This window comes from Streptomyces sp. NPDC031466 (assembly GCF_055581265.1).
In genome coordinates, this window is record NZ_JBVIJT010000005.1 from 224,909 (window position 1) to 247,444 (window position 22,536).

22 protein-coding genes are annotated in these 22,536 nt (G+C 71.5%); 7 read left to right on the plus strand and 15 right to left on the minus strand.

What is annotated here, in order from left to right; translation table 11 throughout:
• Window positions 1-7: 7 nt before the first annotated feature.
• The 4 genes from ACZ5GP_RS12995 to ACZ5GP_RS13010 form a co-directional block, all read right to left on the minus strand.
• Entirely contained in the window at window positions 8-1,219 is a 1,212-nt protein-coding gene (locus ACZ5GP_RS12995) for a glycoside hydrolase family 26 protein (RefSeq protein ID WP_468750910.1), read from the minus strand.
• Between the two features lie 597 nt (window positions 1,220-1,816).
• On the minus strand, window positions 1,817-2,614 hold the full coding sequence (locus ACZ5GP_RS13000) for a chaplin (protein WP_468750911.1): 798 nt from the start codon (window positions 2,612-2,614) through the stop codon (window positions 1,817-1,819).
• 120 nt (window positions 2,615-2,734) lie between these two features.
• Window positions 2,735-2,926, minus strand: coding sequence for a chaplin (locus ACZ5GP_RS13005; RefSeq protein ID WP_468751271.1), 192 nt, complete (start codon window positions 2,924-2,926; stop codon window positions 2,735-2,737).
• Window positions 2,927-3,218: 292 nt separating this feature from the next.
• On the minus strand, window positions 3,219-3,623 hold the full coding sequence (locus tag ACZ5GP_RS13010) for a rodlin (protein WP_468750912.1): 405 nt from the start codon (window positions 3,621-3,623) through the stop codon (window positions 3,219-3,221).
• A 294-nt stretch (window positions 3,624-3,917) separates the two neighbouring features.
• Here ACZ5GP_RS13010 and ACZ5GP_RS13015 point away from each other — a divergent pair, with 294 nt between their 5' ends.
• From ACZ5GP_RS13015 to ACZ5GP_RS13040, 6 genes are all read left to right on the plus strand, one after another.
• The gene (locus ACZ5GP_RS13015; RefSeq protein ID WP_468750913.1) at window positions 3,918-4,328 is read left to right on the plus strand and encodes a rodlin; all 411 of its coding nucleotides are present in this window, start codon (window positions 3,918-3,920) and stop codon (window positions 4,326-4,328) included.
• 206 nt (window positions 4,329-4,534) lie between these two features.
• A complete protein-coding gene (locus tag ACZ5GP_RS13020) occupies window positions 4,535-4,942 on the plus strand; it encodes a rodlin (RefSeq protein ID WP_468750914.1) in 408 nt (135 codons plus the stop codon).
• Window positions 4,943-5,014: 72 nt separating this feature from the next.
• Window positions 5,015-5,512: a hypothetical protein gene (locus ACZ5GP_RS13025; RefSeq protein ID WP_468750915.1), complete on the plus strand. Its 498-nt coding sequence runs from the start codon at window positions 5,015-5,017 to the stop codon at window positions 5,510-5,512.
• A gap of 122 nt (window positions 5,513-5,634) precedes the next feature.
• Window positions 5,635-6,168, plus strand: coding sequence for a GNAT family N-acetyltransferase (locus tag ACZ5GP_RS13030; protein WP_468750916.1), 534 nt, complete (start codon window positions 5,635-5,637; stop codon window positions 6,166-6,168).
• Between the two features lie 97 nt (window positions 6,169-6,265).
• Window positions 6,266-8,110 (plus strand): S9 family peptidase, encoded by a 1,845-nt coding sequence (locus ACZ5GP_RS13035; RefSeq protein ID WP_468750917.1) that lies wholly within the window; start codon window positions 6,266-6,268, stop codon window positions 8,108-8,110.
• 73 nt (window positions 8,111-8,183) lie between these two features.
• Complete coding sequence (locus tag ACZ5GP_RS13040) at window positions 8,184-8,975, plus strand: SURF1 family protein (RefSeq protein ID WP_468750918.1); 792 nt, start codon at window positions 8,184-8,186, stop codon at window positions 8,973-8,975.
• A 13-nt stretch (window positions 8,976-8,988) separates the two neighbouring features.
• On the opposite strand, the gene ACZ5GP_RS13045 is transcribed toward ACZ5GP_RS13040, so the two are convergent.
• The 7 genes from ACZ5GP_RS13045 to ACZ5GP_RS13075 all read right to left on the minus strand — a co-directional run bounded on the left by ACZ5GP_RS13045 (window position 8,989) and on the right by ACZ5GP_RS13075 (window position 15,378).
• Window positions 8,989-10,125, minus strand: a complete 1,137-nt coding sequence (locus ACZ5GP_RS13045) for a hypothetical protein (protein ID WP_468750919.1) — start codon at window positions 10,123-10,125, stop codon at window positions 8,989-8,991.
• Window positions 10,122-10,784, minus strand: a complete 663-nt coding sequence (locus tag ACZ5GP_RS13050; RefSeq protein WP_358582804.1) for a SigE family RNA polymerase sigma factor — start codon at window positions 10,782-10,784, stop codon at window positions 10,122-10,124. The genes ACZ5GP_RS13045 and ACZ5GP_RS13050 overlap by 4 nt, the downstream gene beginning before the upstream one ends.
• Window positions 10,785-11,151: 367 nt before the next feature.
• A complete protein-coding gene (locus ACZ5GP_RS13055) occupies window positions 11,152-12,210 on the minus strand; it encodes an aspartate-semialdehyde dehydrogenase (RefSeq protein ID WP_468750920.1) in 1,059 nt (352 codons plus the stop codon).
• Window positions 12,207-13,481 carry an aspartate kinase gene (locus ACZ5GP_RS13060; protein ID WP_358582800.1) on the minus strand — a complete coding sequence of 425 codons (1,275 nt, stop codon included), beginning with the start codon at window positions 13,479-13,481 and terminating at the stop codon, window positions 12,207-12,209. The genes ACZ5GP_RS13055 and ACZ5GP_RS13060 overlap by 4 nt, the downstream gene beginning before the upstream one ends.
• Window positions 13,482-13,698: 217 nt before the next feature.
• On the minus strand, window positions 13,699-14,373 hold the full coding sequence (locus ACZ5GP_RS13065) for a DUF5063 domain-containing protein (protein WP_358582797.1): 675 nt from the start codon (window positions 14,371-14,373) through the stop codon (window positions 13,699-13,701).
• Complete coding sequence (gene recR / locus ACZ5GP_RS13070) at window positions 14,366-14,965, minus strand: recombination mediator RecR (RefSeq protein WP_468750921.1); 600 nt, start codon at window positions 14,963-14,965, stop codon at window positions 14,366-14,368. Before recR ends, ACZ5GP_RS13065 begins: the two co-directional genes overlap by 8 nt.
• A gap of 71 nt (window positions 14,966-15,036) precedes the next feature.
• On the minus strand, window positions 15,037-15,378 hold the full coding sequence (locus tag ACZ5GP_RS13075; RefSeq protein ID WP_358582793.1) for a YbaB/EbfC family nucleoid-associated protein: 342 nt from the start codon (window positions 15,376-15,378) through the stop codon (window positions 15,037-15,039).
• A gap of 279 nt (window positions 15,379-15,657) precedes the next feature.
• Between ACZ5GP_RS13075 and ACZ5GP_RS13080 the strand changes: the two genes are divergently transcribed.
• Window positions 15,658-16,413 carry an SLATT domain-containing protein gene (locus tag ACZ5GP_RS13080; RefSeq protein WP_468750922.1) on the plus strand — a complete coding sequence of 252 codons (756 nt, stop codon included), beginning with the start codon at window positions 15,658-15,660 and terminating at the stop codon, window positions 16,411-16,413.
• 57 nt (window positions 16,414-16,470) lie between these two features.
• On the opposite strand, the gene ACZ5GP_RS13085 is transcribed toward ACZ5GP_RS13080, so the two are convergent.
• The 4 genes from ACZ5GP_RS13085 to ACZ5GP_RS13100 form a co-directional block, all read right to left on the minus strand.
• Complete coding sequence (locus ACZ5GP_RS13085) at window positions 16,471-17,121, minus strand: hypothetical protein (RefSeq protein WP_468750923.1); 651 nt, start codon at window positions 17,119-17,121, stop codon at window positions 16,471-16,473.
• A gap of 177 nt (window positions 17,122-17,298) precedes the next feature.
• The gene (locus ACZ5GP_RS13090) at window positions 17,299-19,926 is read right to left on the minus strand and encodes a glycosyltransferase (protein ID WP_468750924.1); all 2,628 of its coding nucleotides are present in this window, start codon (window positions 19,924-19,926) and stop codon (window positions 17,299-17,301) included.
• Window positions 19,923-20,621, minus strand: a complete 699-nt coding sequence (locus tag ACZ5GP_RS13095; protein WP_468750925.1) for a GntR family transcriptional regulator — start codon at window positions 20,619-20,621, stop codon at window positions 19,923-19,925. Before ACZ5GP_RS13095 ends, ACZ5GP_RS13090 begins: the two co-directional genes overlap by 4 nt.
• Window positions 20,622-21,135: 514 nt before the next feature.
• The gene (locus ACZ5GP_RS13100) at window positions 21,136-22,494 is read right to left on the minus strand and encodes an aminotransferase class III-fold pyridoxal phosphate-dependent enzyme (protein WP_468750926.1); all 1,359 of its coding nucleotides are present in this window, start codon (window positions 22,492-22,494) and stop codon (window positions 21,136-21,138) included.
• Window positions 22,495-22,536 lie beyond the last annotated feature (42 nt).

A 22,536-nucleotide genomic window follows, 5' to 3' on the forward strand; every position in this document is an offset into this window, starting at 1 on the left:
GCGACGCTCAGGGGCGCCCCTGCCCCTGCCCCTGCCCCTGCCCCTGCCCCTGCCCCTGCCACCAGTCGAGCCGGAGGCACAGCTTCCCGCCGAGCCAGTGCTCGACCCACTCGCCGAGTTCCAGCGGCGAGCACGCGGGCGGTGTCGCCGGCCGGGTCGGCACCGTCGGGATGTCGTCGCGACCGGAGAGCATCTTCCGGTAGACCTCGGAGGCCCCGGGATTCTCCTTGCACTGCCAGACGCCGTGCGGGCAGTAGTCGGTGACCGTGTTGTACACGGGCTTCTTGTCGTCCATCCATTTCAGCATGCGGCGCATGTACTCCTCGTTGTCGCCGTTGCGGAAAAGGCCCCACTCCGGGTAGGAGATGGGCTTCTTGTGCGCCGCCGCGAAATCGACGTGGTCCTGGAGTCCGTACGGCTCCGTAACCTGCTCGTCGAACGACATTCCGCGCGGCTGGTCGTAGGAGTCCATGCCGATGATGTCGACCACGTCGTCGCCCGGGTAGCACTGCGTCCAGGGAACGGCGTCCCGCCCTCTGCTGGGCGTGAAGTCGAACTGGAACTTCTGTCCGGCCACCGAGCGCATCGTGGTGACGATCCTGTTCCAGTACTTCTTCCAGGCGTCCGGGTCCGGGCCGCAGCGGTGGGTGTACGTCGTGCCGTTCATCTCCCAGCCCGGCACGACCACCGTGTCCGGCACGCCGAGGTCGACGAGGCGCCGGGCGAGCGCCCGGAAGTGGTGGTCGAAGCGGCCGGCGGCGCCCTGCCGCAGCAGGTCCGCCACCTCGCCGTCGCCGAGGCGCTCTTCGTTGCGTTCGAGCATCGGCACGTTGAGCACGAACAAACGGTCGGCCCGCTCCTTGCGCCAGGCCGCCCAGGCCTCCAGGAAGCGGGGGGCGCCCTCGATGTTGCTCCACCGGTCACCGGGGAGGTAGGTGTGCCCGACCCGCAGCTCGGCCCCGCCGAGCCACTGGCTCAGTTCATCGATGCGCTGGACACCGCGCGGCCCGTAATCGAGATAGGCACCAAAGGCGGGAACCTTTTCCGAGGGGGCCGAAGAAGAGGGACCGCCCGGCGGATCGCCGTCGCGTGTGACGCCCGCCGGGTGGGCCGGGGCGGCGGCGAGAACCACCGCCGAGACGACCCCGGCGGCGATGAGGGAAAGTCGCTTTCCCCGCCGCCCGCCCATCGGGCCGGCGAACCTTCGCCGTGCATCCATAGCCGCTCCTCTTTTTCAGCCGCAACTCATCGACGACTTGGCACCTTGACCCCTCGTCATATGTATTCTTATTACGCCAATCGAGTTTCTAATCCCGCGTCAGGACATACCGCCCGTATGGACGATCGAGCGGAGCCGACGCCTTCGCCGCGGGTTCCCGCCCGTGCCGAACGGGTGGAACCGGCCTCCCGCCCGGGTGTGGCAGCCCCGCGTGCGGCACGCGGCTCCTACGCTCGCCCCAGGTGACGCCGAGACGGCACCCGGCCCGGCTTCCGTGCATGCGATGGTCCACGGGAGCCGGGCCACCAACGCCCCACGCCCCTCCCGCGTCCGGCCCCTCTTATGAGTGACACGGCGGGCGAACGGGTGAACCTCGCACCGCGCCGGGCCCCTCAAGTGATGCACTGGAGGGGCTTCGTGGGACAGGCCGGGTCGCTTCCCGCCAGCCGTCGGCAGCCATGCCGTGGGTGAGCGACTTCCCCGACGGGCCGGCCGCCCCTCCTCCCGAGTCGGTGGGGAAGCGATCGCGTCCGGCCTTCCCCACCGGTGACACCGTTGAGCCCCGCTACCCGGCAGGTAGCGGGGCTCAACGGGTTTCTAGCGGCGCGCGGAGGCGGTGCGTCCACGCCGGTAGAGGATCGCGCCGCCGAGCAGCAGGCCGGTGCTCACGGCCGCCGCGCCCAGCAGCTTCTCGTCCGTGCCGGTCTCGGCGAGGCGGACCTCGGGGGCCGCCGCGTGGACCGGCCGGTCCGCCCGGGACTGGTGCGGTACGTGCCCGGGCGCCGTGTGCGGCGGCATCGCCTCGCGCTCCCGCGGGCCGGGCTCGGCGGGCCGGGGCGCGGGGTGCTCCGGTGCGCCCGGCGGACGGGTGCCGGGGTGCTCGTGCTCGTGGGGCTGCCCGCCACAGCGGTTGCCGAAGGTGGGGTTGAGGACCCCGACGGCGTCCACGGAGTTGCCGCAGACGTTGACCGGGACCGACACCGGCGCCTTCGCGCTGTTGCCGGACAGGACACCGGGCGAACCACTCGTGGCGCCCTGAGCGGCGGCGCCCGAACCCCCGTAGGGGCCGGGAGAGGCGTGCTGCGCGCCGGGGGAGCCGGATGCGGCGTGCGGGTGCGGCCGCTCCGGTGGGCCGGGCGCCGGGGCGCGGTGGTCGTGGCCCTGCCGGGCGGACGAGGACGTGTTCGCGCACTTGTTGCCGAAGGCGGGGTTGGCGGCTCCGACGGCGTCCACGGAGTTGCCGCAGACGTTGACCGGGACCTCCACCGGCGCTTGCACGCTGTTGCCCGAGAGGATGCCGGGCGAGTTCAGAGCCGGTCCGTCCGCCCCGGACGCGGCGAGCGCCGAGCCGCCGGACAGGGACAGGATGCTCGTGGCGGCCGCGGCCGAGAGCATGCCTTTACTGAGGGCCTGTCGCAATCTAGTGGTCTTTCTCTGTGCGATGGGGAGCCGGCCCCGGAGACGGGAGGCCTCCGGGGCCGGCCGAGACGCAGCTGGAGCAGCTGGGTCGCCGCGTCAGTCGTTGACGCAGGTGTTGCCGAACGCCGGGTTCAGGAGAGCGATGATGTCGACGGTGTTGCCGCACACGTTGACGGGCACGTGGATGGGCACCTGGACGACGTTCCCGGAGAGAACGCCGGGGGAGTTGGCGGCCACACCGGAGGCTCCGGCGTCGGCGAACGCCGGGGTGCCCATGCCCAGAACCATGACGGCACCAGCGACGAGCGTTGCGCTCTTCTTGAGCTTCACAGCTTTTCCCTTCTTTCGGGTCACGCCTAAGCGGCGGCCGGGGCCGGACGGGGAGTTCCTGTTCCCGCACCGTGACCTGAGCCCTGCTTAACGAGTGACGTGCAGGGAGGAAACCGAGGTGTTGACCGGCCTCGGAAATTCACTCGAATGCGAACCGGGACCAAAAACCGGATTCGGCGGCGGAGCAAAAGAAACTCGGGCCGCCCACCGTGACGACGGGCGGCCCGAGCGGGTCCTACGGCATACCGGATCAGCCGTTGCCGGCGCCGTTGCCCGAGAGGACCGGGATGTCGTCCAGGATGTGCGACAGCGGCTCGTCGCCCTTGGCCTGGGTCGAGTTCTCGGTGCACTGCTGGGTCTGCGGCGCGGACAGGATCGGGATGTCCTGGATGCCGATGTTGACCAGAGCGACGATGTTCTGGATGTTGAGCTTGGCCGGGAGACCGATGCAGGGCTTGTTCAGCGAGCCCTGGACCAGGGAGAGCTGCGGGCTCATGTCGCCCTTGGTGCCGGAGTTGCCGAACGACTGGACGGCGCCGTTGCCGCTCATCGACTGGGTGCCGGTGTCGTCGCCGATCGCCATCGCCGGGGAGCCGATACCGGCCACGGACACGGCGACCGCGGCTGCTGCCGTTGCCATTGCCTTCTTAAGCATTTGCGGTTCCTTTTTCTGGGGCGAACGCTCACGTTACTGCGGCCTGCCCAACTCCCCGCCCCGCGTTTAGTTCCGCCCATTCACTCCATCGGATCTTTCGGGGAACGCCGCGACGACGGATCGCCCGTGAAAACGGCCCACAGAAATGACGGTCTGATTATTCGCAGATCGGCGTTTCACACCCCACGAGAGGTCGCGCATTGGGCCATCGGAGTGAATTTCAGCAACCCCTTCCACTCCACGGCAGTTGCTCAGGGCGCTCCGAGGACGGGGCTAACTCAGAGAGGAATATCTGTGATCAAGAAGGTTATGACCGCGGCTGCGGTCACGGCTTCCGTCGTCGGCATGTCGGCCGCCGCAGCGCCCACGGCGCTCGCCATCGGCAACGACGGCGGCACCGAGACCATGAGCGGCAACAACGCCGTGCAGTCGTTCGGCAACTCCGCCACGTACGGCAACATGAGCCCGCAGATGGCGCTCATCCAGGGCTCGTTCAACAAGCCCTGTATCGCCCTGCCGGCCAAGCTCAACCTCCAGAACATCGTCGGCCTGGTCAACGTCGGCATCCAGGACATCCCGATCCTGTCCGCGCCGCAGACCCAGCAGTGCACCGAGAACTCGACCCAGGCCAAGGGCGACGAGCCGCTGTCGCACATCCTGGACGACATCCCGATCCTCTCGGGCAACGGCGTCGCCAACGACTGACACCGCGCACCGAAAAGCGGGCCGCCGACTTCCTCCTCGGCGGCCCGCTTTTCGGTGTCAGCGGTCAGCCATAGCCCCTCGTCCAAAGTGGCCCATTCAGCACACTTATCCACCGAATGGGCCAATCGCCGCAACCCGAGCCCTGTCACCGAGTTGATGACCATGCGGCTCCGGAGTGGAGCCTCACTCGAAGGGAACCCCTCACCATGAAGAAGCTGCTCGCAACCGCCGCCATCGCCCTGTCGGCCGCCGCGATGTCCGCCACCGCGGTTCCGCAGGCCCTGGCCATCGGCGACGACTCGGGCACCGAGTCCGCCAGCGGGAACGGCGCCCAGCAGTCGTTCGGCAACTCCGGCACCAAGGGCGACATGAGCCCGCAGATGAGCCTGGTCCAGGGCTCGCTGAACAAGCTCTGTGTCGGCCTCCCGGTCAAGGCCAACATCCAGAACATCGTGGCCCTGGTCAACATCGGCATCCAGGACATCCCGATCCTCTCGGCGCCGCAGCTGCAGCAGTGCACCGAGAACTCGACGCAGGCCAAGGAAGACGAGCCGCTGTCGCACATCCTGTCCGACATCCCGGTCCTCTCCGGCAACGGTGCCGCCAACCACTGAACCTGAGTACCGCCAGGGGCCGGTCGGGCACCGGTCGGCCCCTGCGGCCTCGACGGCAACGGAAGGCTACTGATGCAGCGAATCGCGAAGGCGGGCCTCACGGCGACGGTGGCCGTCGTCTCGGCCCTGGCGCCCGCGGTGGCGACCGCCGCCGAGCGGCCCCAGGTGACGCTGGACCCCGCCGCCCGGATCGGCGCCGACCCGTCGGCCGCCGTGGTGTCCGGCACGTACACCTGCCGGGGCGTCAAGGGCGACGCACAGCTGAACGTGACCCTGCGGACCCGGCGCGACCGTACGCCGACGCCCGCCGAGGCCAAGGAGCTCCAGCAGCTCTACGGGCGTCTCGGCCTGGGGAACGCCCCCTCGACCCTGTCGAACATCACGTCCCGGACGCGGACCGTCGCCGTGTCCTGCGACGGAAGCAGCACCGTGCGCCCCTGGAAGCGCTCCTTCACCGGGGAGTGGAAGAAGGGCACCACCGCCGAGGCGTCCGTCACGATGATCTCCGTCGAGCTGCCCCTGCGGATCAACCGGCTCGCCGACACCTCGCGTACCGTGACGTTCTCCTAGCGGGCGCCGGCGGCGCGCTGATCCGCGACGCACCGTTCCGCTGGGCGCTCCGGTGGTGTCACCATGCGGAGTCGGAATGCGGGGGGAGTCGCCCTCTTCAGGCGGCGGAGCGGGAGGCGTGCATGGCGGAAGTGTTCTTGCGGCGGCTGAGCCGTTGGCAGGCGGAGCAGCAGCGAGAGGCCGTCGCCAACCTCTACGTGGAGGCGTATCGGGGCGCGGCCGGAGCCGAGTACCGCGACCGGCAGGGGTTCCTGCGGCGCTTCGAGCACGACGTCCAGCAGCCCGACTTCGACATGGTCGTCGCCGACTCGGGCGGCCTGGTCGGCTGCCTGTACGGGTACCGCGCCGCTCCCACCGGCGAGTGGTGGGAGGGGTTCCGCGGCATCCTGCCGGCCGGCGTCGAGGAACAGACCGCCTCGGGGCGGGTGTTCCTGCTGGGCGAGCTGATGGTGGCGCCCGCCCACCGCGGGACGGGCGTCGCCACCCGGCTGCGGACGCTGCTCATGTCGCGGCACACCGCCGATGTCGTCGTCGCCGTGATCAAGCAGGACGACGATCAGGGGCGGGAGGTCCTGCGGGCCTGGGACTGGGCGAAGCTCGGCGAGTTCGACCCCGGGCGCGAGGGGTGGCTGCGGCCGCCGTCGCCGCTGCCGTGAGCCGGGACGCGGGGGCGGTCCGTCGCTCGCGTGCGGTTATCCACAGGCTGGGGACCCTCGCCAGCGGATTGTCGGCGGGTGCGGGCACTATGGGGGCATGAGCGAGACGGGTGCCGAGAAGGCCACGGGGTCGAAGTCCATGCCCGACTGGGAGAAGCGGTTCAGGGCGCCGAGGGTGTCGCTGCCGGACTGGGCGCAGGACGCGCCGCAGCGCTCCCTGTTCGTGTCGAACGCGACGGGGACGTACGAGCTGTACGCCTGGGACCGGGCGACGGGCGCCCAGCGCCAGGTGACCGACCGGCCGAACGGCACGACGGACGGCGTGCTGTCGCCCGACGGCGAGTGGATCTGGTGGTTCAACGACAAGGACGGCGACGAGTTCGGCGTGTGGATGCGCCAGCCCTTCGCCGGCGGCCCGGACGAGCCCGCCGTGCCGGACCTCGCCGGTTCGTATCCCGCGGGTCTGGCGCTCGGCAGGGACGGCAGGACCGTGGTCGTCGGCCGCTCGACGGACGAGGACGGCTCGACGATCCATGTCGTGGGGCGCGGCCCGACCGGCGGCCCCGACGAGGTGGTCGAGGTGTACCGCCACCGCGAGTCGGCGGGCGTCGGCGACCTCTCGCACGACTGCGCGCTAATCGCCCTGGAGCACACCGAGCACGGTGACGCCATGCACTCGGCGCTCCGCGTGATCAGGCCCGACGGCTCCACCGTCGCCGAACTGGACGACACCGAGGGCGGCACAGTCGAGCTGGGCCTGGAGGTCCTCGGCTTCGCGCCGGTCGACGGGGACACGCGGCTGCTGGTCGGGCATCAGCGGCGCGGACGCTGGGAGCCGATGCTGTGGGACGTCGCGTCCGGCGAGGAGAGCGACCTCGCGCTCGGCCTGCCGGGCGACGTGAGCGCCGAGTGGTACGCGGACGGCTCCGCGCTGCTGATCGCCCACGGCTTCGAGGCGCGGGGCGAGCTGTTCCGCTACGACCTCGCCACCCGCGAGCTGGTCCGCATCGAGACGCCCGCGGGCTCGGTGTCGGGCGCCACGGCGCGCCCCGACGGCACCGTGGAGTACATGTGGTCCTCGGCCGCCGAGCCGCCGGTGGTGCGCTCGACCTCGGGCGATGTGGTCCTGGACCCGCCCGGCATGCGGGCGCCGAAGTCCGTCCCGGTTCAGGACGTGTGGGTCGAGGGTCCCGGCGGCCGCATCCACGCCCTCGTCCAGAAGCCGGCCGGCGCGGTGGGGCCGCTCCCCACCGTCTTCGAGGTGCACGGCGGGCCCACCTGGCACGACAGCGACTCCTTCGCGGCGGGCCCAGCCGCCTGGGTCGACCACGGGTACGCGGTGGTCCGGGTCAACTACCGCGGCTCCACGGGGTACGGCCGCGAGTGGACCGACGCGCTCAAGCACCGCGTCGGCCTCATCGAGCTGGAGGACATCGCGGCGGTCCGCCGGTGGGCGGTCGACTCCGGGCTCGCCGACCCCGACCGGCTGGTCCTCGCGGGCGGCTCCTGGGGCGGGTACCTCACGCTGCTGGGCATCGGTACGCAGCCCGACGCCTGGGCGGTGGGCCTGGCGGCGGTGCCCGTCGCGGACTACGTGACGGCGTACCACGACGAGATGGAGGCCCTCAAGGCGATGGACCGCACGCTGCTGGGCGGCACGCCGGAGGAGGTCCCGGAGCGGTTCGCGGCCTCGTCCCCGCTGACGTACGTCGACCAGGTCAAGGCGCCCGTCTACATCTCGGCGGGTGTCAACGACCCGCGCTGCCCGATCCGCCAGATCGACAACTACGTGGACCGGCTGGCCGCGCGCGGCGCGGTGCACGAGGTGTACCGCTATGACGCGGGCCACGGGTCGCTGGTCGTGGACGAGCGCATCAAGCAGGTGGCCCTGGAGCTGGACTTCGTGGCGAGGCACCTGGGGGCGGCGGCGGGGCGGGGCTGAGCCCGTCCGGGAAGGCGCTCGGCGAGGGCGACCCCGCGGGTGGGCGGGCCGCGGGGCCCCGTACCGTGGAGGTGTGTACCGGTTTCTGCTGACGCCCCGCTGGTGGGGGATCAACCTCTTCGTCGCGCTGGCCATCCCGTTCTGCCTCTTCATGGGGTCCTGGCAGCTCGGCCGCTTCGAGGACCGCGTACAGGACCACGAGTCCGCCAAGGCGCAGGCGCAGAGCGCGCACGGCCGCAAGGCCGCGGCCCGGCCGCTCGACGCGCTGCTACCGGTCGACCGGGACACCTCGGGTGAGCGGGCCACGGCCACCGGCCGCTACGGCAAACAACTGCTCGTACCCGAGCGGGAGTTGGACGGCAAGCGCGGGTTCTACGTACTGACCCTGCTGCGCACGGACGGCGGCAGGTCGCTGCCCGTGGTCCGCGGCTGGCTCCCCGGCGAGGCCCGCACCGCCAAGGCCCCGGCCGCCCCGAGGGGCGAGGTCACGGTGACCGGCGCCCTCCAGGCCTCCGAGAGCCCCGGCGCCAACGGCGTCAGCGCCGCCGGCGGCCTGCCCCGGGGGCAGCTGGGCGCGATCAGCTCGGCGTCGCTGGTCAATCTCGTGCGCGACGACGTGTACGACGCCTGGGTCACCCTCGACAAGGGCGACTCCGGCATGAAGGCGGTCCCGGCGACCGCGCCGGAGAACACCGGCCTGGACCTGAAGGCCTTCCAGAACCTCGGCTACACCGGTGAGTGGTTCGTCTTCGCGGGCTTCGTCGTCTTCATGTGGTTCCGGCTGTTCCGCCGCGAGGCGGAGGTCGCCCGCGACGCGCGCCTGGGCCTCCTGCCCGACCCCGCGGAACCCGCGCCCCGCCCCTGAGACGGGGACGGGCTCAGGAGGCGGGCAGGATTCCCGTGCGGTATACCGTCCCCGCGCACGCGTTGGCGACCGTCGCGCCCGTCGAGGGCGCGCCCGCCTCCGCGGTCAGGGAGACCACGACGCTTCCGTCGACCACTCCGCCTTCCGACCGGCCCAGCTGGGGGTCCATGCCCCCCTCGGGCGAGCCGCCGTCCGTGGTGCCGCCGTCCGTGGGCGTCGGGTTCGGGGTGGGCTCGCCGCCGTCGGTGGGGCACGCCTCGGCCGGGACCCAGGCGAAGCGGACCTCGTAGGCCGAGCCGGGTTGCAGCACGAGCGGGCTCGCCTCCAGCGAGGGATCGGGCAGCGCGGCCGCCGCGTCACCCACCGTGTGGTCCACCACCGAGACCTTCGCGGGGTCGGCCGCGCCCTGTGCCGTCACGGCGACGGCGCCCGCGGCCTCGACCGTGCAGCTGCTGGCGGAGATGTTGGTGACGCGGAAGCTGCCGTACACCTTGTTCTCCGCGTCGGGCGCGCCCGCGCTGCCGGTGGCGCCGAGCTGGGCGGCGGAGCAGACGGGCGAGGTGGCGGCCTCGGAGGCGCCGGGGTCGGGCGATCCCGGGCCGACGCCGCCTGTGGCGCCCTTCCCCTTGCCGTCCTTCTTGCCCTTCTTGTGCTTCTTGTCCTTCTCCTTGGACTTGCCCGGCTTCTTGTCGGAGTCCTTCGGACCGGAGGCGTGACCCTTGCCCGGACCGGAGCCGCCCTGCGCCTCCTGGCTGTTGCCCGCGATCGAGGGGCGGTCGTCCGAACCGCCCCGGGAGTTGGTGACGTGCACCAGGGCGGGGACGGCCGTGCCGATGAAGAGCGCCGCCGCGGCGAGGCCGACGACGGCCTGGCGCTTGCGGGCCCGGCGGGCCGGTACCGCCCGCCGCAGGTGTTCGAGGGAGCGCTCGCTCGGCTCGATCTCCTCGACCGCCTGCCGCATCAGCCGCCGCAGCGCCAGCTCGTCGGCGCCGAGGTCGTCCGTTCCCGTCTCCTCGGAGCCGGGGATATCGGGGCCGGGGATATCGGGGCCGGCGGCCTCGCGGCCGGGTTCCCTGGGACTTGGGCCGTGATTCACGTTTCCGTTCCCGCCATGCCGCTCACATCCGCCCTGCTCGTCCTGCTTGCTCATGCCGGGGCCTCCATGGCGACCCTGAGGGCCGCGATGCCGCGCGAACCGTACGCCTTCACCGAGCCCAGGGATATGCCCAGGGTGTCGGCGACCTGCGCCTCGGTCATGTCGGCGAAGTACCGCAGGACGAGCACCTCGCGCTGGCGCCGCTGGAGGCCCTTCATGGCCTTGATCAGCTCGTCGCGTTCCAGCAGGTCATAGGCGCCTTCCTCGGCGCTCGCCATGTCGGGCATCGGCTTGGAGAGCAGCTTCAGGCCGAGGATGCGCCGGCGCAGGGCGGAGCGCGAGAGGTTGACCACGGTCTGGCGCAGATAGGCCAGGGTCTTCTCGGGGTCCCGCACCCGCTTGCGCGCGGAGTGGACCCGGATGAACGCCTCCTGCACCACGTCCTCGCAGGACGCCGTGTCGTCCAGGAGCAGCGCGGCGAGGCCGAGCAGCGAGCGGTAGTGGGCGCGGTAGGTCTCGGTGAGATGGTCGACTGTGGTGCCCGCGGTCATCGTGTCGTCAGCGCCCTCACGCTGCGCCGGAAGATGAGCGGGGCGCGCTGCGGGCATGGGCGCGATCACCGGCATGCCGCCGGGCGCGCGGGTACGACGAGGGGGACGCAGCGCTGCCGCGCCTCTCGCCTGTACCGCTGTGAAGTCGAGTACCTCTGCCACGCATGTTGGACACGCTTCCCCCCGTCAGGGTTGTACGCGTCCGGCATCGCGTTCGCGGCACGTCGTGCGCGCACCGCTCGTGACGACGCATCAAATGCCCCCATGCCTACCAGCTCTTCCCCTATGCCCCATTTTTTTCGCGGCGTCCAGGTCACCCCTGAGGGCGATCGCTAAAGACGCCCCGCGCCGCGCCGCTGGTTGCAATGATCGGACGCGAAATATTCGAATGCGGAGATGATCCAGTTCAAGCGTCCTGGGCCACCGAGTTGGACACCGAACTTACACAGATCACGCACAGATGTTCGCTTCGGGGCCGCGTACCGATCAATCTCCGGGGAAAGAGCGACCGGGTCACGCGTCGCCCGGATCAGCGCCCGGTGAACTCCGCGGCCACCAGTTCGGCGATCTGCGCGGTGTTGAGGGCGGCCCCCTTGCGGAGGTTGTCCCCGCACACGAAGAGCTCCAGGGCGGTCGGGTCGTCCAGCGCGCGCCGCACGCGGCCCACCCAGGTCGGATCGGTGCCGACCACGTCGGCGGGTGTCGGGAACTCCCCGGCGGCCGGGTCGTCGAACAGCACGACCCCCGGCGCGGTGGCGAGGATCTCGCGCGCCCGGCCGACCGTGACCTCGCCCTCGAAACGGGCGTGAACGGTCAGGGAGTGCGTGGTCACGACCGGGACGCGCACACAGGTGGCGGCGACGCGCAGCCCCGGCAGGCCGAGGATCTTGCGCGACTCGTCGCGCACCTTCATCTCCTCCGAGGACCAGCCGTCCTCGCGCAGCGACCCGGCCCACGGCACGACGTTGAGTGCCACGGGCTCCGGGAAGGGCCCGGTGTCCTCGCCCACGGCCCGGCGCACGTCCCCGGGGCTGGTGCCCAGTTCGGATCCCGCCACGAGCTTCAGCTGGCGCCGCAGTGTCTCCACGCCGTCGCGTCCCGCGCCGCTCACGGCCTGGTACGAGGAGACGATCAGCTCGCGCAGGCCGAACTCGGCGTGCAGCGCGCCGACGGCGACGATCATCGACAGGGTGGTGCAGTTGGGGTTGGCGACGATGCCGCGCGGGCGCACGCGCGCGGCGTGCGGATTGACCTCGGGGACCACGAGCGGCACGTCCGGGTCCATCCGGAAGGCCGCGGAGTTGTCGACCACGACGACGCCCTTGGACGCGGCGAGCGGCGCCCACTGCGCGGACACCTCGTCGGGTACGTCGAACATGGCGACGTCGACCCCGTCGAAGACGTCCTCGGACAGCGCGAGGACCTCGACCTGCTCACCGCGCACCGCCAGCTTGCGGCCGGCCGAGCGCGGTGAGGCGACGAGTCTGATCTCGCCCCAGATGTCGGCGTGCTGCGACAGGATCTGGAGCATGACCGTGCCGACGGCCCCGGTCGCCCCGACGACCGCGAGCGTCGGCTTTCGGCTCATCGGCCGGTGCCTCCATAGACCACGGCCTCGTCCGTGTCGGAGTCCAGGCCGAAGGCGGTGTGCACGGCGCGCACGGCCTCGGTGACGTCATCGGCGCGCGTGACGACGGAGATGCGGATCTCGGAGGTCGAGATCAGCTCGATGTTGACGCCGGCGTCGCTGAGCGCCTCGAAGAAGGTCGCCGTGACGCCGGGGTTGGTCTTCATGCCGGCGCCGACGAGGGAGATCTTGGCGATCTGGTCGTCGTAGCGCAGGGAGTCGAAGCCGATGGCCGAGCGGGTCTTCTCCAGGGCGTCGATGGCCTTGCGGCCCTCGTCCTTGGGGAGGGTGAAGGAGATGTCGGTCAGGCCCGTCGAGGCGGCCGACACGTTCTGCACGACCATGTCGATGTTGACCTCGGCGTCCGCGATGGCGCGGAAGATCGAGGCGGCCTCGCCCGGCTTGTCCGGCACACCGACGACCGTGACCTTGGCCTCGGAGGTGTCGTGCGCGACACCGGAGATGATGGCCTGCTCCACCTTGCGGGCTCCTTGCTGTGATTCGTTGCTGACCCAGGTGCCCTGGAGCCCGCTGAAGGACGAGCGCACGTGGATCGGGATGTTGTACCGACGTGCGTACTCCACGCAGCGGTGGAGCAGCACCTTGGACCCGGAGCTGGCGAGCTCCAGCATGTCCTCGAACGAGATCCAGTCGATCTTCCGCGCCTTCTTGACCACGCGGGGGTCGGCGGTGAAGACACCGTCGACGTCCGTGTAGATCTCGCAGACCTCGGCGTCGAGGGCGGCGGCGAGGGCGACGGCGGTCGTGTCCGATCCGCCGCGGCCCAGCGTGGTGATGTTCTTGCCCTCCTGGCTGACGCCCTGGAACCCGGCGACGATGGCGATGTTGCCCTCGTCGATCGAGGTCCGGATCCGCCCGGGGGTGACATCGATGATCCGCGCCTTGTTGTGGACGGAGTCGGTGATGACGCCGGCCTGGCTGCCGGTGAACGACTGCGCCTCGTGGCCCAGGTTTTTGATCGCCATGGCCAGCAGGGCCATGGAGATCCGCTCTCCGGCGGTCAGCAGCATGTCGAATTCGCGTCCGGCAGGGATCGGGGATACCTGTCCGGCGAGATCGATCAACTCATCCGTCGTGTCACCCATCGCCGACACCACGACGACGACCTGATGGCCGTTCTTCTTGGCGTCGACGATTCTCTTGGCGACCCGCTTGATGCCCTCGGCATCGGCTACGGAGGAGCCTCCGTACTTCTGCACGACAAGGCCCACGTGCGCTCCTCGCTCAATCCGTTGTGCGGTCGGCTCAGTTTAACGAGCGACCGAAATTCGCCTCGCGGATATCACATCGTGAGATGTTCCGCTCACCGCTCGATCACCCCAGGGCATACGTGCCCGCTGGTCGGGTCGTACGTTCCGGTCGCTCGGCTTGGCACATGCCCGCTGTGGAGCACCGCACTCCGGAAAGTGGGGCGGCTCACAGGGTGCCCTAGCGCACCGGCTTGACCGTGTGCAGGCCGAGCGGGCCCGCGATCTCCTCGGCCATGACCCGGCCGGCCGCCTCGGCGAGCGCGTCCTCGGTCAGGTCCTCGTCGGTGTCCAGGCCGTCCAGGTCCTCCAGGGGCTGGTTCAGCCGGACGTGGGCGACCAGGGACTGGAGCGCGCGCAGGGCGGCGGACGCCGTGCCGCCCCAGTTGGAGAAGTACGAGAACTGCCACCACCACAGCGCCTCGACCGTGCGGCCGGCGCGGTAGTGGGCCAGGCCGTGCGAGAGGTCCGCCACGACGTCCGCGAGGTCGTCCGAGATGCGGGCGGGCACGGGCGCCTTGCGGGGCTCGTAGGGGTCGAAGACCTCGGAGTAGACGTCGACCGGCTCCAGGAGCACCGCGAGGCGCTCGCGGAGGTCGTCCACGTCCTGCTCGGGGCCGGGGTCCGGTTCGTACCGCTCCTCGGGGACGATGTCCTCGTGGGCGCCGAGGCGCCCGCCGGCCAGCAGGAGCTGGGAGACCTCCAGGAGGAGGAAGGGGACGGCCGAGTCCGGCTCGGCGCCCGTGGCGACCTCCCTGACCGAGACGATGAAGCTCTCGATCTGGTCGGAGATCTGCACCGCGAAGTCGTCCGGGTTCTGGTTCTCGCTGGTCGCGTGCAGCGTGGCGTCAGACATCTAGGAGTCGTCTCCCCTCGAAAGCGCGGCCCAGGGTGACCTCGTCCGCGTACTCCAGATCTCCCCCGACAGGGAGCCCGCTGGCCAGGCGGGTGACTTTCAGGCCCATGGGCTTGATCATGCGGGCGAGGTACGTCGCCGTGGCCTCGCCCTCCAGGTTCGGGTCCGTCGCCAGGATGAGTTCCGTGACCGTGCCGTCGGCGAGCCTCGCCAGCAGTTCCCGTATCCGCAGGTCGTCCGGGCCGACGCCCTCGATCGGGCTGATCGCCCCGCCGAGCACGTGGTACTTCCCGCGGAACTCGCGGGTCCGCTCGATCGCCACGACGTCCTTGGGCTCCTCGACGACACAGATGACCGAGGGGTCGCGCCGCGGGTCGCGGCAGATGGCGCAGAACTCCTCCTGCGCGACGTTCCCACACGTCGCGCAGAAGCGGACCTTGTCCTTCACCTCCAGCAGGGCGTGCGCGAGGCGGCGCACGTCCGTGGGCTCCGTCTGGAGGATGTGGAAGGCGATCCGCTGCGCGCTCTTGGGACCGACGCCGGGCAGCCTGCCCAACTCGTCGATGAGGTCCTGGACCACGCCTTCGTACAACGGATCGCCTTTCTGGAAGGTCCTGAGGAGAATGCCGACTCTCTACGTACGGTAGAGGGCCGAGGGGTTTCTTAGAAGGGAAGGCCCGGGATGCCTCCGCCGCCCAGGCCCTGGGTGAGCGGACCGAGCTTCTGCTGCTGGAGCGTCTGCGCGTTCTCGTTCGCCGCCTGGACCGCGGCGACCACCAGGTCCGCCAGGGTCTCGGTGTCCTCCGGGTCGACGGCCTTCGGGTCGATCACCAGGCCGCGCAGCTCGCCGGAGCCGGTGACCGTCGCCTTGACGAGGCCGCCGCCCGCCTGGCCGTCGACCTCCGTGCGCGCGAGCTCCTCCTGCGCGGCCGCGAGGTCCTGCTGCATCTTCTGGGCCTGCTGGAGCAGCTGCTGCATGTTGGGCTGGCCACCACCGGGGATCACGATCAGCTCCCTTTCCTACGGGTTCATGGGGCTAGGGGTTCATGGGCGGGGTTTTCCGCTTGAAACGAGCCTACGTGGTCAGGGGTGCCGTCGCCCCAGCACTCTTTCGAGTGAGAACAGCCGACCTCCTATACCTGATCAAGCGCCTCTTCCGGGCGGAAAAGCCGTGAACCGGGGCTCAGGGCCACCCATTGGGCGGTAGGACTTGGGGCACCGCATCGGTACGGAACGTTGCGCCGCCGCAGGAGAACAGTCACGGATCTCGTAGAGGAGTGCCGGGTGAGCCAGCCGGAGATGCAGCCCGAGGGGGTGCCCCCCGAGGGTCAGGGCACGGGTGCCGGTGCCGGTGCGGGCGGGCGGCGGCTGGGGGATCTGGCCGGGCGGGCCTTTCCGGCGGGCGACTGGGGCGAGCCCGCCGTGCGCCTGGACGAGCTGTACCGCTGGGTGGAGCGCAGCGCCCTGGAGACGGCGCAGTGGTATCTCACCGATCGCGGCCGCAAGCGGCGCGGGGCGCGCCTGCTGCGGGCGGGCGCCGCGCTGGGCGCCGTGGGCGCGGGCGTGCTGCCGCTGCTCGATCTGGCCGGGGCGGTGGCGGGGGTGGCCACGTGGGGGTTCGTGGCGCTGCTGGCCGGGGTGGCGTGTGTGGGGTGCGACCGGTTCTTCGGGCTCACGTCGGGCTGGATGCGGGACGTGGCGACCGCGCAGGCCGTGCAGCGGCGGTTGCAGGCGTTCCAGTTCGACTGGGCGTCGGAGGGCGTGCGCGAGGTGCTCGGGCCGACGGACGGCACGGCCGGGGAGGCGGCGGAGCGGTGCCTCGCGGTGCTGCGGAAGTTCTCCGAGGACCTGGCGGAGCTGGTGCGCGTGGAGACCTCGGACTGGATGGTGGAGTTCCGGGCCGGCCCCGTGCCGCTGGTCATGCAGGCGATGGTGCCCGGGGTGCCGCCCCGGGAGGTCCATGCCGTGCCGGGGCGGTTCCCGCTGCCACCCGGGGCGCGGCCGAACATGCCGCGCCAACGGCCGCCGGAGCCCCGGTGATGCCCGGGGCCCCTTGTCCTCGGCGGCTCGTGTCCTGTGCTCGGCGGCTTGGCGCGCTCAGCTGTAGATGATCATCGAGCCCTGGGCGAGACTGCGGGTCGTGGCCGCGTGCAGGCCCAGCCAGACATGGCGTTCCCGGGCGAAGGGGCTCGCGTCCGCGGGGGCGGGCGCCGCCGGTTCCTCCAGGGCGGTCGGCGCCGCGGGCGGCATCGGTGCCTGGGGAGGGTTCGCCGGGTCTATGCCGATCGACGGGGCGACGAACTCCAGCTCGCGCAGGAGTGCCTGGGAGGAGCCCAGCGGGCCGCCGCCGGCGAGCAGCTCGTCGTTCGACAGCGGCGCCGGGAAGTCCACCGGGACGTACGCGCCGGCGTGGTCGTAGTGCCAGACCAGGTGCGACTGCTGGGCCGTGGCGTCGAACATCTCCAGGAGCTGTTCGTAGTCACCGCCCAGCGCGTCCACCGGCGTGACCTCCAGGCCGCAGATCCGCAGGAGGTAGGCGCGGCGCAGGAAGTGCAGCGCGTCGTAGTCGAAACCCGCGACCGGGGCGACGTCACCGGACAGGCCCGGCATGTACGAGAAGACGGGGACGGACGGCAGACCGGCCGCGTGGAGCGCCTTGTCGTAGGCGGCGATCTCTTCCGCGAAGGGGTTGTCGGGGCTGTGGCACAACACGTCGACGAGCGGGACCAGCCACAGGTCGCAGGCCAAGAAGACTCCTCGGGTCGGATCGGGGGACGCCTGTATGTCCAGGGGTGCCGGTAGGTCTAGGGGTGCCTGTATGTCTAGAGGTGCCTGTATGTCTAGGGATGTACGGACGGACGCACCTGTGTGTGCGTAGCTGTGCGTTGCCTCGCGTGCAGGCAGCGTAGTGCTGCCCCCCGGCCGTTAGCTGCCCCCGTGCGCGTTCCGGTCGCCGCGGTCGGTGCTCTCGTACAAGTCCCATACCCATACACCGTCGACCCACCGCGCCCGCCGCCCGACGAGTGCCTCCACGGTCGTGCGCAGGGCCGCATCGTGCTGCTGCGGGGGCAGGACGAGGACGCCGGCACGCCAGAACTCCAGGTCGGCGCGGGCCGCCTCGCGCCAGGCCGGGGTGATCTTCGGGACGCGGCCCGTGTCGGCGACGTGGCGCAGGAGGTTGGAGGTGTTGCGGGGCACGGGGCCGTAGATGCCGACGCGGTCCGGGCCCCAGGGGCCGTTGAAGTAGCCGCCGGGCAGGCGGAAGCCGAGGCCGGCGACGGTCTGCCAGTGCAGGGCCTCCGCGTGGGCCGCGTCGGGCACCGGGATCGGTACGAGCGTCTCGTCCGCGCCGAGGTACGCGTGCCAGGTGCCCCGCGCGATGAACGGCGGCACCTCGGCCCGGTCCACGGCGTCGAGCGGCACGGGCACGATCGGCAGCAGGGCGAGGGCGACGGCGGCGAGACCCGCGTACCGGGCGACGTCCGGTCCGCTCGCCGCCTCCCGGCGCGCCAGCAGGCGGTCGAGCGCCAGCGCGAGCAGCATGCCGAGCGCCGGAGCGCACACCATCGCCACGCGCCCCTCGATGACGGACTCGAAGAGCGGGCGGTGCCGGATCGCCGCCCACGGGCCCGGGAGGACGATGTCGGTCAGCGGAATCCGGAACTCGGGGCCGAGCGAGAGCAGCGCCGCCCCGAGCGCGGTGCAGGCGAGCGCCTTGACCACCGCCCGCTCCCCCATGCGTACGACGATCGCGAAGGCCAGGGCGGTGAGCGGCCATCCGTAGAAGGCGTTCTGCTCGGTGCGGTTCAGGGCGAGGGCGTCGGCGCTCTCGGCGGCGCCCGCGAGGGAGCGCTCCGCGAAGGCGACGAACGCGAGCGGGCTGTTGCCCGCGCCGTCGCCGTGCAGCACGCTCTGATAGCTCTGGGCGCCGAAGAACTGCCAGTACAGGGGGTAGGCGACCAGCGGGAGGGCGACGGCCAGGGCCACGCCGACGCCCCGGGCGAGCGGGCGCCAGGACCGCCGCGCCACGTCCCTGCGGGCCAGCGCGTAGGCGAGGGCGAACAGCAGCATGCCGAGCGCGGCCAGCAGCAGCGGTTCCTCGCCGAGGAAGATCTGGTACGCCGTGAACAGGCCGAGGACGACTCCGTCGCGTACGACCCCGGTGCCCTCGCACAGCCGCAGCGCCCTGTCGATGATCAGCGGGATCATGAACAGGACGATGAAGTTCGGGTGGGCGGTGGCGTGGCTGACCATCGGGGGCGCGAAGGCCGCGAGGGCCGCGCCGACGGCGGCCGCGCCCCGGTGGGCGACCAGCCGCCTGCGGATCAGCCAGTACCAGGCGACGGCGGTGGCGGCCAGGCCGCCGGTCATCGCCACGTTCAGGGCGAACGCCGGGCCAAGGAGCCAGGTCACGGGGGCCAGCGGGACGGAGAGGCCGAGCATGACCGTGTTGGCCATGAGGTTCACGCCGTCCGGGAAGTTCTGGAGGGTGGTGAAGAGCGGGTTGTGCAGGTGGCGGACGTTGTCCGCCGTCACCGCGAAGAACCACTCCCACTGGTTCTGGTCCTGCATGGAGTCCGGGATGTAGCGGTGGGCCGGTGAGATCCAGCGCTGCGCGTAGAGGACGACCGACAGGGTCAGGAAGAGGAGCGCGACGAGGACGTCGGCGCGGTGCGGGGCGCGGGGTCCGCGCGGGCGGCGGGTCGCGTCCTGGATCGCGCGCCGGGGGCGGATCGCCCGGGCCTTGAGGAGGGTCAGTTCGGCGAGGACCTTGACGTAGTCCAGCGGGCGGACCTTCGAGCCCTCCTGGTGGGACCAGCGCACGGGCACCTCGGCGACCGGCCAGCCCGCCCGGCGGAAGTACTGGAGTATCTCGACGTCTATGCCCCAGCCGCGCAGCCGGGACGCGGCGAAGGCCTCGCGGGCGCGGTCGCCGTCGAAGAGCTTGAAGCCGCACTGGGTGTCGCGGACTCCGGGGACGGCGACCGAGCGTATGAGGAAGTTGCCGGTCCGGCCGAGCAGCTCGCGCAGGCGGTGCTGGTGGGCGCCGATGGTGGCGCCCGGCCGGGCGCGGGAGCCGATCGCCGCGGTGTGGCCGTCCGCGAGCGCCTTGTCGAGGTGGTCCAGCTCCGCGATGGGCGCGGCGAGGTCGGCGTCGGTGATCAGGACGCGGCGGCCCCGGGAGGCCAGGACGCCCAGGCGCAGGGCGTGGCCCTTGCCCTGGTTGCGCTCCGCGCGGATCAGGCGGACGCGGGGGTCGGCCGTGGCGGCCTCGGCGGCGATCTCGGCGGTGCGGTCGGTGGAGCCGTCGTCCACGACGATCAGTTCCCATGTGGGGTCGTCGGGGGTGCGCTTGTCCGGGGCGGGGCGGGCGTCTGCGGCGGGGCTCTGGGGGCTGGCGGGGCTTTCGTCCGTGGCGGGGGCCTCGTGACTGGCGGGGCTTTCGTTCTGGTAGAGCGTGTCGAGGTGGGTTCTTATGGCCGTGAGGGTGGGGGCGAGGCGGTGCTCCTCGTTGTACGCGGGGACGACGACCGTCAGGTCGTGGGTGCTCATGCCGCGGCCAGCCGCTCTATCAGGGACAAGGAGTGCGCGTTGTACTCCCTGACGATGACGTGCGCGGCGGCGGGCTCGCGGCGGGCCAGGGCGTCGACCAGCTCCGTGTGCCGGGACCACAGCGCGCCGCGCAGGTCGCCGCCGCCCTCCTCGCTCCAGCGGCGCAGGTGGGTGACGGCGCAGACCCAGGACTTCACGCGCAGGCGGTGCAGGAAGTCGGAGAGGTGGGGGTTGCCGAAGAGGGCGCTCAGCTCGCGCCAGAAGCGCAGGTCGTAGCCGATCAGGACGTTCAGGTCGCCCGCGCAGGCCGCGCGGGCCGCCTCCTCGCCCCTGCGGCGTACGGAGAGCAGCGCGTCGCTCATGTCGCCGCGGGCGTCGCCGTGCCGCGCCAGGTCGCGGAACATGCCGTCGGCTATCAGGCCCCGAGCCTCCAGCATGCGGCGGTAGTCGTCCAGGGTGTGCTCGTGGACGCGGAAGCCCCGGTGCTGGTCGGCGTCCAGGAGGCCCTGCGCCGTGAGGTTCACCAGGGCCTCGCGTACGGGGGTCGCCGAGACGCCGTACTGCTCGGCGATCTCCTTGACCGTGAACTCCTGGCCCGGCTCCAGGCGGCCGGCGAGGACCTCGTCGCGGAGGGCGTCGGCGATCTGCTGGCGCAGAGTGCTGCGGATGACGGCGGGGCCGTCGGTGCCGGGCATCTGGGTTCCCCCACGGAGTCTGGCGTGGTCGCCTGGTGCGGTCGTCTTTCCTGGCCCTTTTGGAGGGCGTGGGCACGTCAGACTACGCGGTGGGGGGTTGGGGGGTAGGGGGGTGGTTCTTTCGGGTGGGGGGTCTTGGCGGGGGGGCTGGCCTGTAGGTGTCTGGCGTTTGGGCGCATGGTTGGCCTGGGTGCGGGGGTCTTCCCAGGGGGCCGTTCGAGGTACGTGGGCGTGGGGTCTGGGCCGCCGGGGTCTCCCACCCACCCACCCGGTACTCCGGGTCCAGGGGTGGGCGGGCCCGGGTCTCCCCGGGGGCCCTTCGCGGGACATGGCCGTCGTCGCCGTCGGGCCTGTCCCGCCGCTTCGCGGCGGATGTTTCCCACCCACCCACCCGTTACTCCGGGTCCAGGGGTGGGCGGGTGAGGTTTCCCCGGGGGCCTTCGCGGGACGTGGCCGTCCCGGCGTCGCCGGGGTCAGGCGGGACGTGGCCGTCCCTGCGTCGCCGGGGCCGGGGTCAGACCGTGTGGGCGTCCGCTGCTGTCAGCGCCGTGTCCAGCGCCGCGAGGCCCTCCTTCGCCTCCTGTTCCGTGATGGTGCACGGCGGCACCACATGGGTGCGGTTCATGTTGATGAACGGCCACAGGCCGTTCTTCTTCGCGGCGGCGCCGAACGCCGCCATGGGGGCGTTCGCCTCGCCGGTGGCGTTGTAGGGCACCAGCGGTTCGCGGGTCTCCCTGTTCTTCACCAGTTCCAGCGCCCAGAACATGCCGACACCCCGCACCTCGCCCACGCTCGGGTGCCGCTCGGCCAGTTCGGCGAGGCCGGGGCCGATGACCTCGGCGCCCATGCGGGCCGCGTTCGCCACGACGCCCTCGTCCGCCATGACGTTGAGCGTCGCGACCGCCGCGGCGCAGGCCAGCGGGTGACCGGAGTACGTGAGTCCGCCCGGGTAGGGACGCCGGGCGAACGTCTCCGCGATCGCGCCGGAGATCGCCACACCGCCCAGCGGGACGTACCCGGAGTTGACGCCCTTGGCGAAGGTCAGCAGGTCCGGCACCACGCCCTCGAAGTGGTCCACGGCGAACCACTCGCCGGTGCGGCCGAAGCCCGCCATGACCTCGTCCAGGATGAAGACGATGCCGTACCGGTCGCAGATCTCGCGGACGCCCGCGAGGTAGCCGGGCGGCGGCGTCATGATGCCCGCCGTGCCGGGGATCGTCTCCAGGATGATCGCGGCGACCGTCTGCGGGCCTTCGAAGACGATCGTGTCCTCCAGGTGCTGGAGGGCCCGCTCGCACTCCTGCCGCTCGTTCTCCGCGTAGAAGCGGGTGCGGTACAGGAACGGCGCCCAGAAGCGGACCACGCCCGCCGAGCCGCTGTCGGAGGCCCAGCGGCGCGGGTCACCGGTGAGGTTGATCGCCTGCTGGGTGCCGCCGTGGTACGAGCGGTACGCGGAGAGGACCTTCGCGCGGCCCGTGTGCAGACGGGCCATGCGGACGGCGTGCTCGACGGCGTCGGCGCCGCCGTTGGTGAAGAAGATCTTGTCCAGGTCGCCGGGGGTCCGCTGCGCGATGAGGCGTGCGGCCTCGGAGCGGGCCTCGACGGCGAAGGCGGGCGCGAACGTCGTCATCGTCGCCGCCTGCTCCTGGATCGCGGCGACGACCTTCGGGTGCTGGTAGCCGATGTTGGTGAAGACGAGGCCACTGGTGAAGTCGAGGAAGCGGTTCCCGTCGTAGTCCCAGAAGTACGAGCCTTCGGCACCGGCGACGGCCGGCGGGTCGATGAGTTCCTGCGCGGACCAGGAGTGGAAGACGTGGGCGCGGTCAGCGGCCTTCACGGCGGCGCCGACCTGCGGGTTCGGCTGAGGGGTCATGGGGCCGAGGGTAGATGTCCGCCCAGTGGACACGACATGGGC

Excerpts from the sequence above, each read along its gene's own strand:
- ACZ5GP_RS12995 (WP_468750910.1), bottom strand. The coding sequence starts at position 1,219 with ATGGATGCACGGCGAAGGTTCGCCGGCCCGATGGGCGGGCGGCGGGGA.
- ACZ5GP_RS13000 (WP_468750911.1), bottom strand. The coding sequence starts at position 2,614 with ATGCTCTCGGCCGCGGCCGCCACGAGCATCCTGTCCCTGTCCGGCGGC.
- ACZ5GP_RS13005 (WP_468751271.1), bottom strand. The coding sequence starts at position 2,926 with ATGGTTCTGGGCATGGGCACCCCGGCGTTCGCCGACGCCGGAGCCTCC.
- ACZ5GP_RS13010 (WP_468750912.1), bottom strand. The coding sequence starts at position 3,623 with ATGCTTAAGAAGGCAATGGCAACGGCAGCAGCCGCGGTCGCCGTGTCC.
- ACZ5GP_RS13020 (WP_468750914.1), top strand. The coding sequence starts at position 4,535 with ATGAAGAAGCTGCTCGCAACCGCCGCCATCGCCCTGTCGGCCGCCGCG.
- ACZ5GP_RS13025 (WP_468750915.1), top strand. The coding sequence starts at position 5,015 with ATGCAGCGAATCGCGAAGGCGGGCCTCACGGCGACGGTGGCCGTCGTC.
- ACZ5GP_RS13030 (WP_468750916.1), top strand. The coding sequence starts at position 5,635 with ATGGCGGAAGTGTTCTTGCGGCGGCTGAGCCGTTGGCAGGCGGAGCAG.
- ACZ5GP_RS13035 (WP_468750917.1), top strand. The coding sequence starts at position 6,266 with ATGAGCGAGACGGGTGCCGAGAAGGCCACGGGGTCGAAGTCCATGCCC.
- ACZ5GP_RS13045 (WP_468750919.1), bottom strand. The coding sequence starts at position 10,125 with ATGAGCAAGCAGGACGAGCAGGGCGGATGTGAGCGGCATGGCGGGAAC.
- ACZ5GP_RS13055 (WP_468750920.1), bottom strand. The coding sequence starts at position 12,210 with ATGAGCCGAAAGCCGACGCTCGCGGTCGTCGGGGCGACCGGGGCCGTC.
- ACZ5GP_RS13065 (WP_358582797.1), bottom strand. The coding sequence starts at position 14,373 with ATGTCTGACGCCACGCTGCACGCGACCAGCGAGAACCAGAACCCGGAC.
- ACZ5GP_RS13090 (WP_468750924.1), bottom strand. The coding sequence starts at position 19,926 with ATGAGCACCCACGACCTGACGGTCGTCGTCCCCGCGTACAACGAGGAG.
- ACZ5GP_RS13095 (WP_468750925.1), bottom strand. The coding sequence starts at position 20,621 with ATGCCCGGCACCGACGGCCCCGCCGTCATCCGCAGCACTCTGCGCCAG.
- ACZ5GP_RS13100 (WP_468750926.1), bottom strand. The coding sequence starts at position 22,494 with ATGACCCCTCAGCCGAACCCGCAGGTCGGCGCCGCCGTGAAGGCCGCT.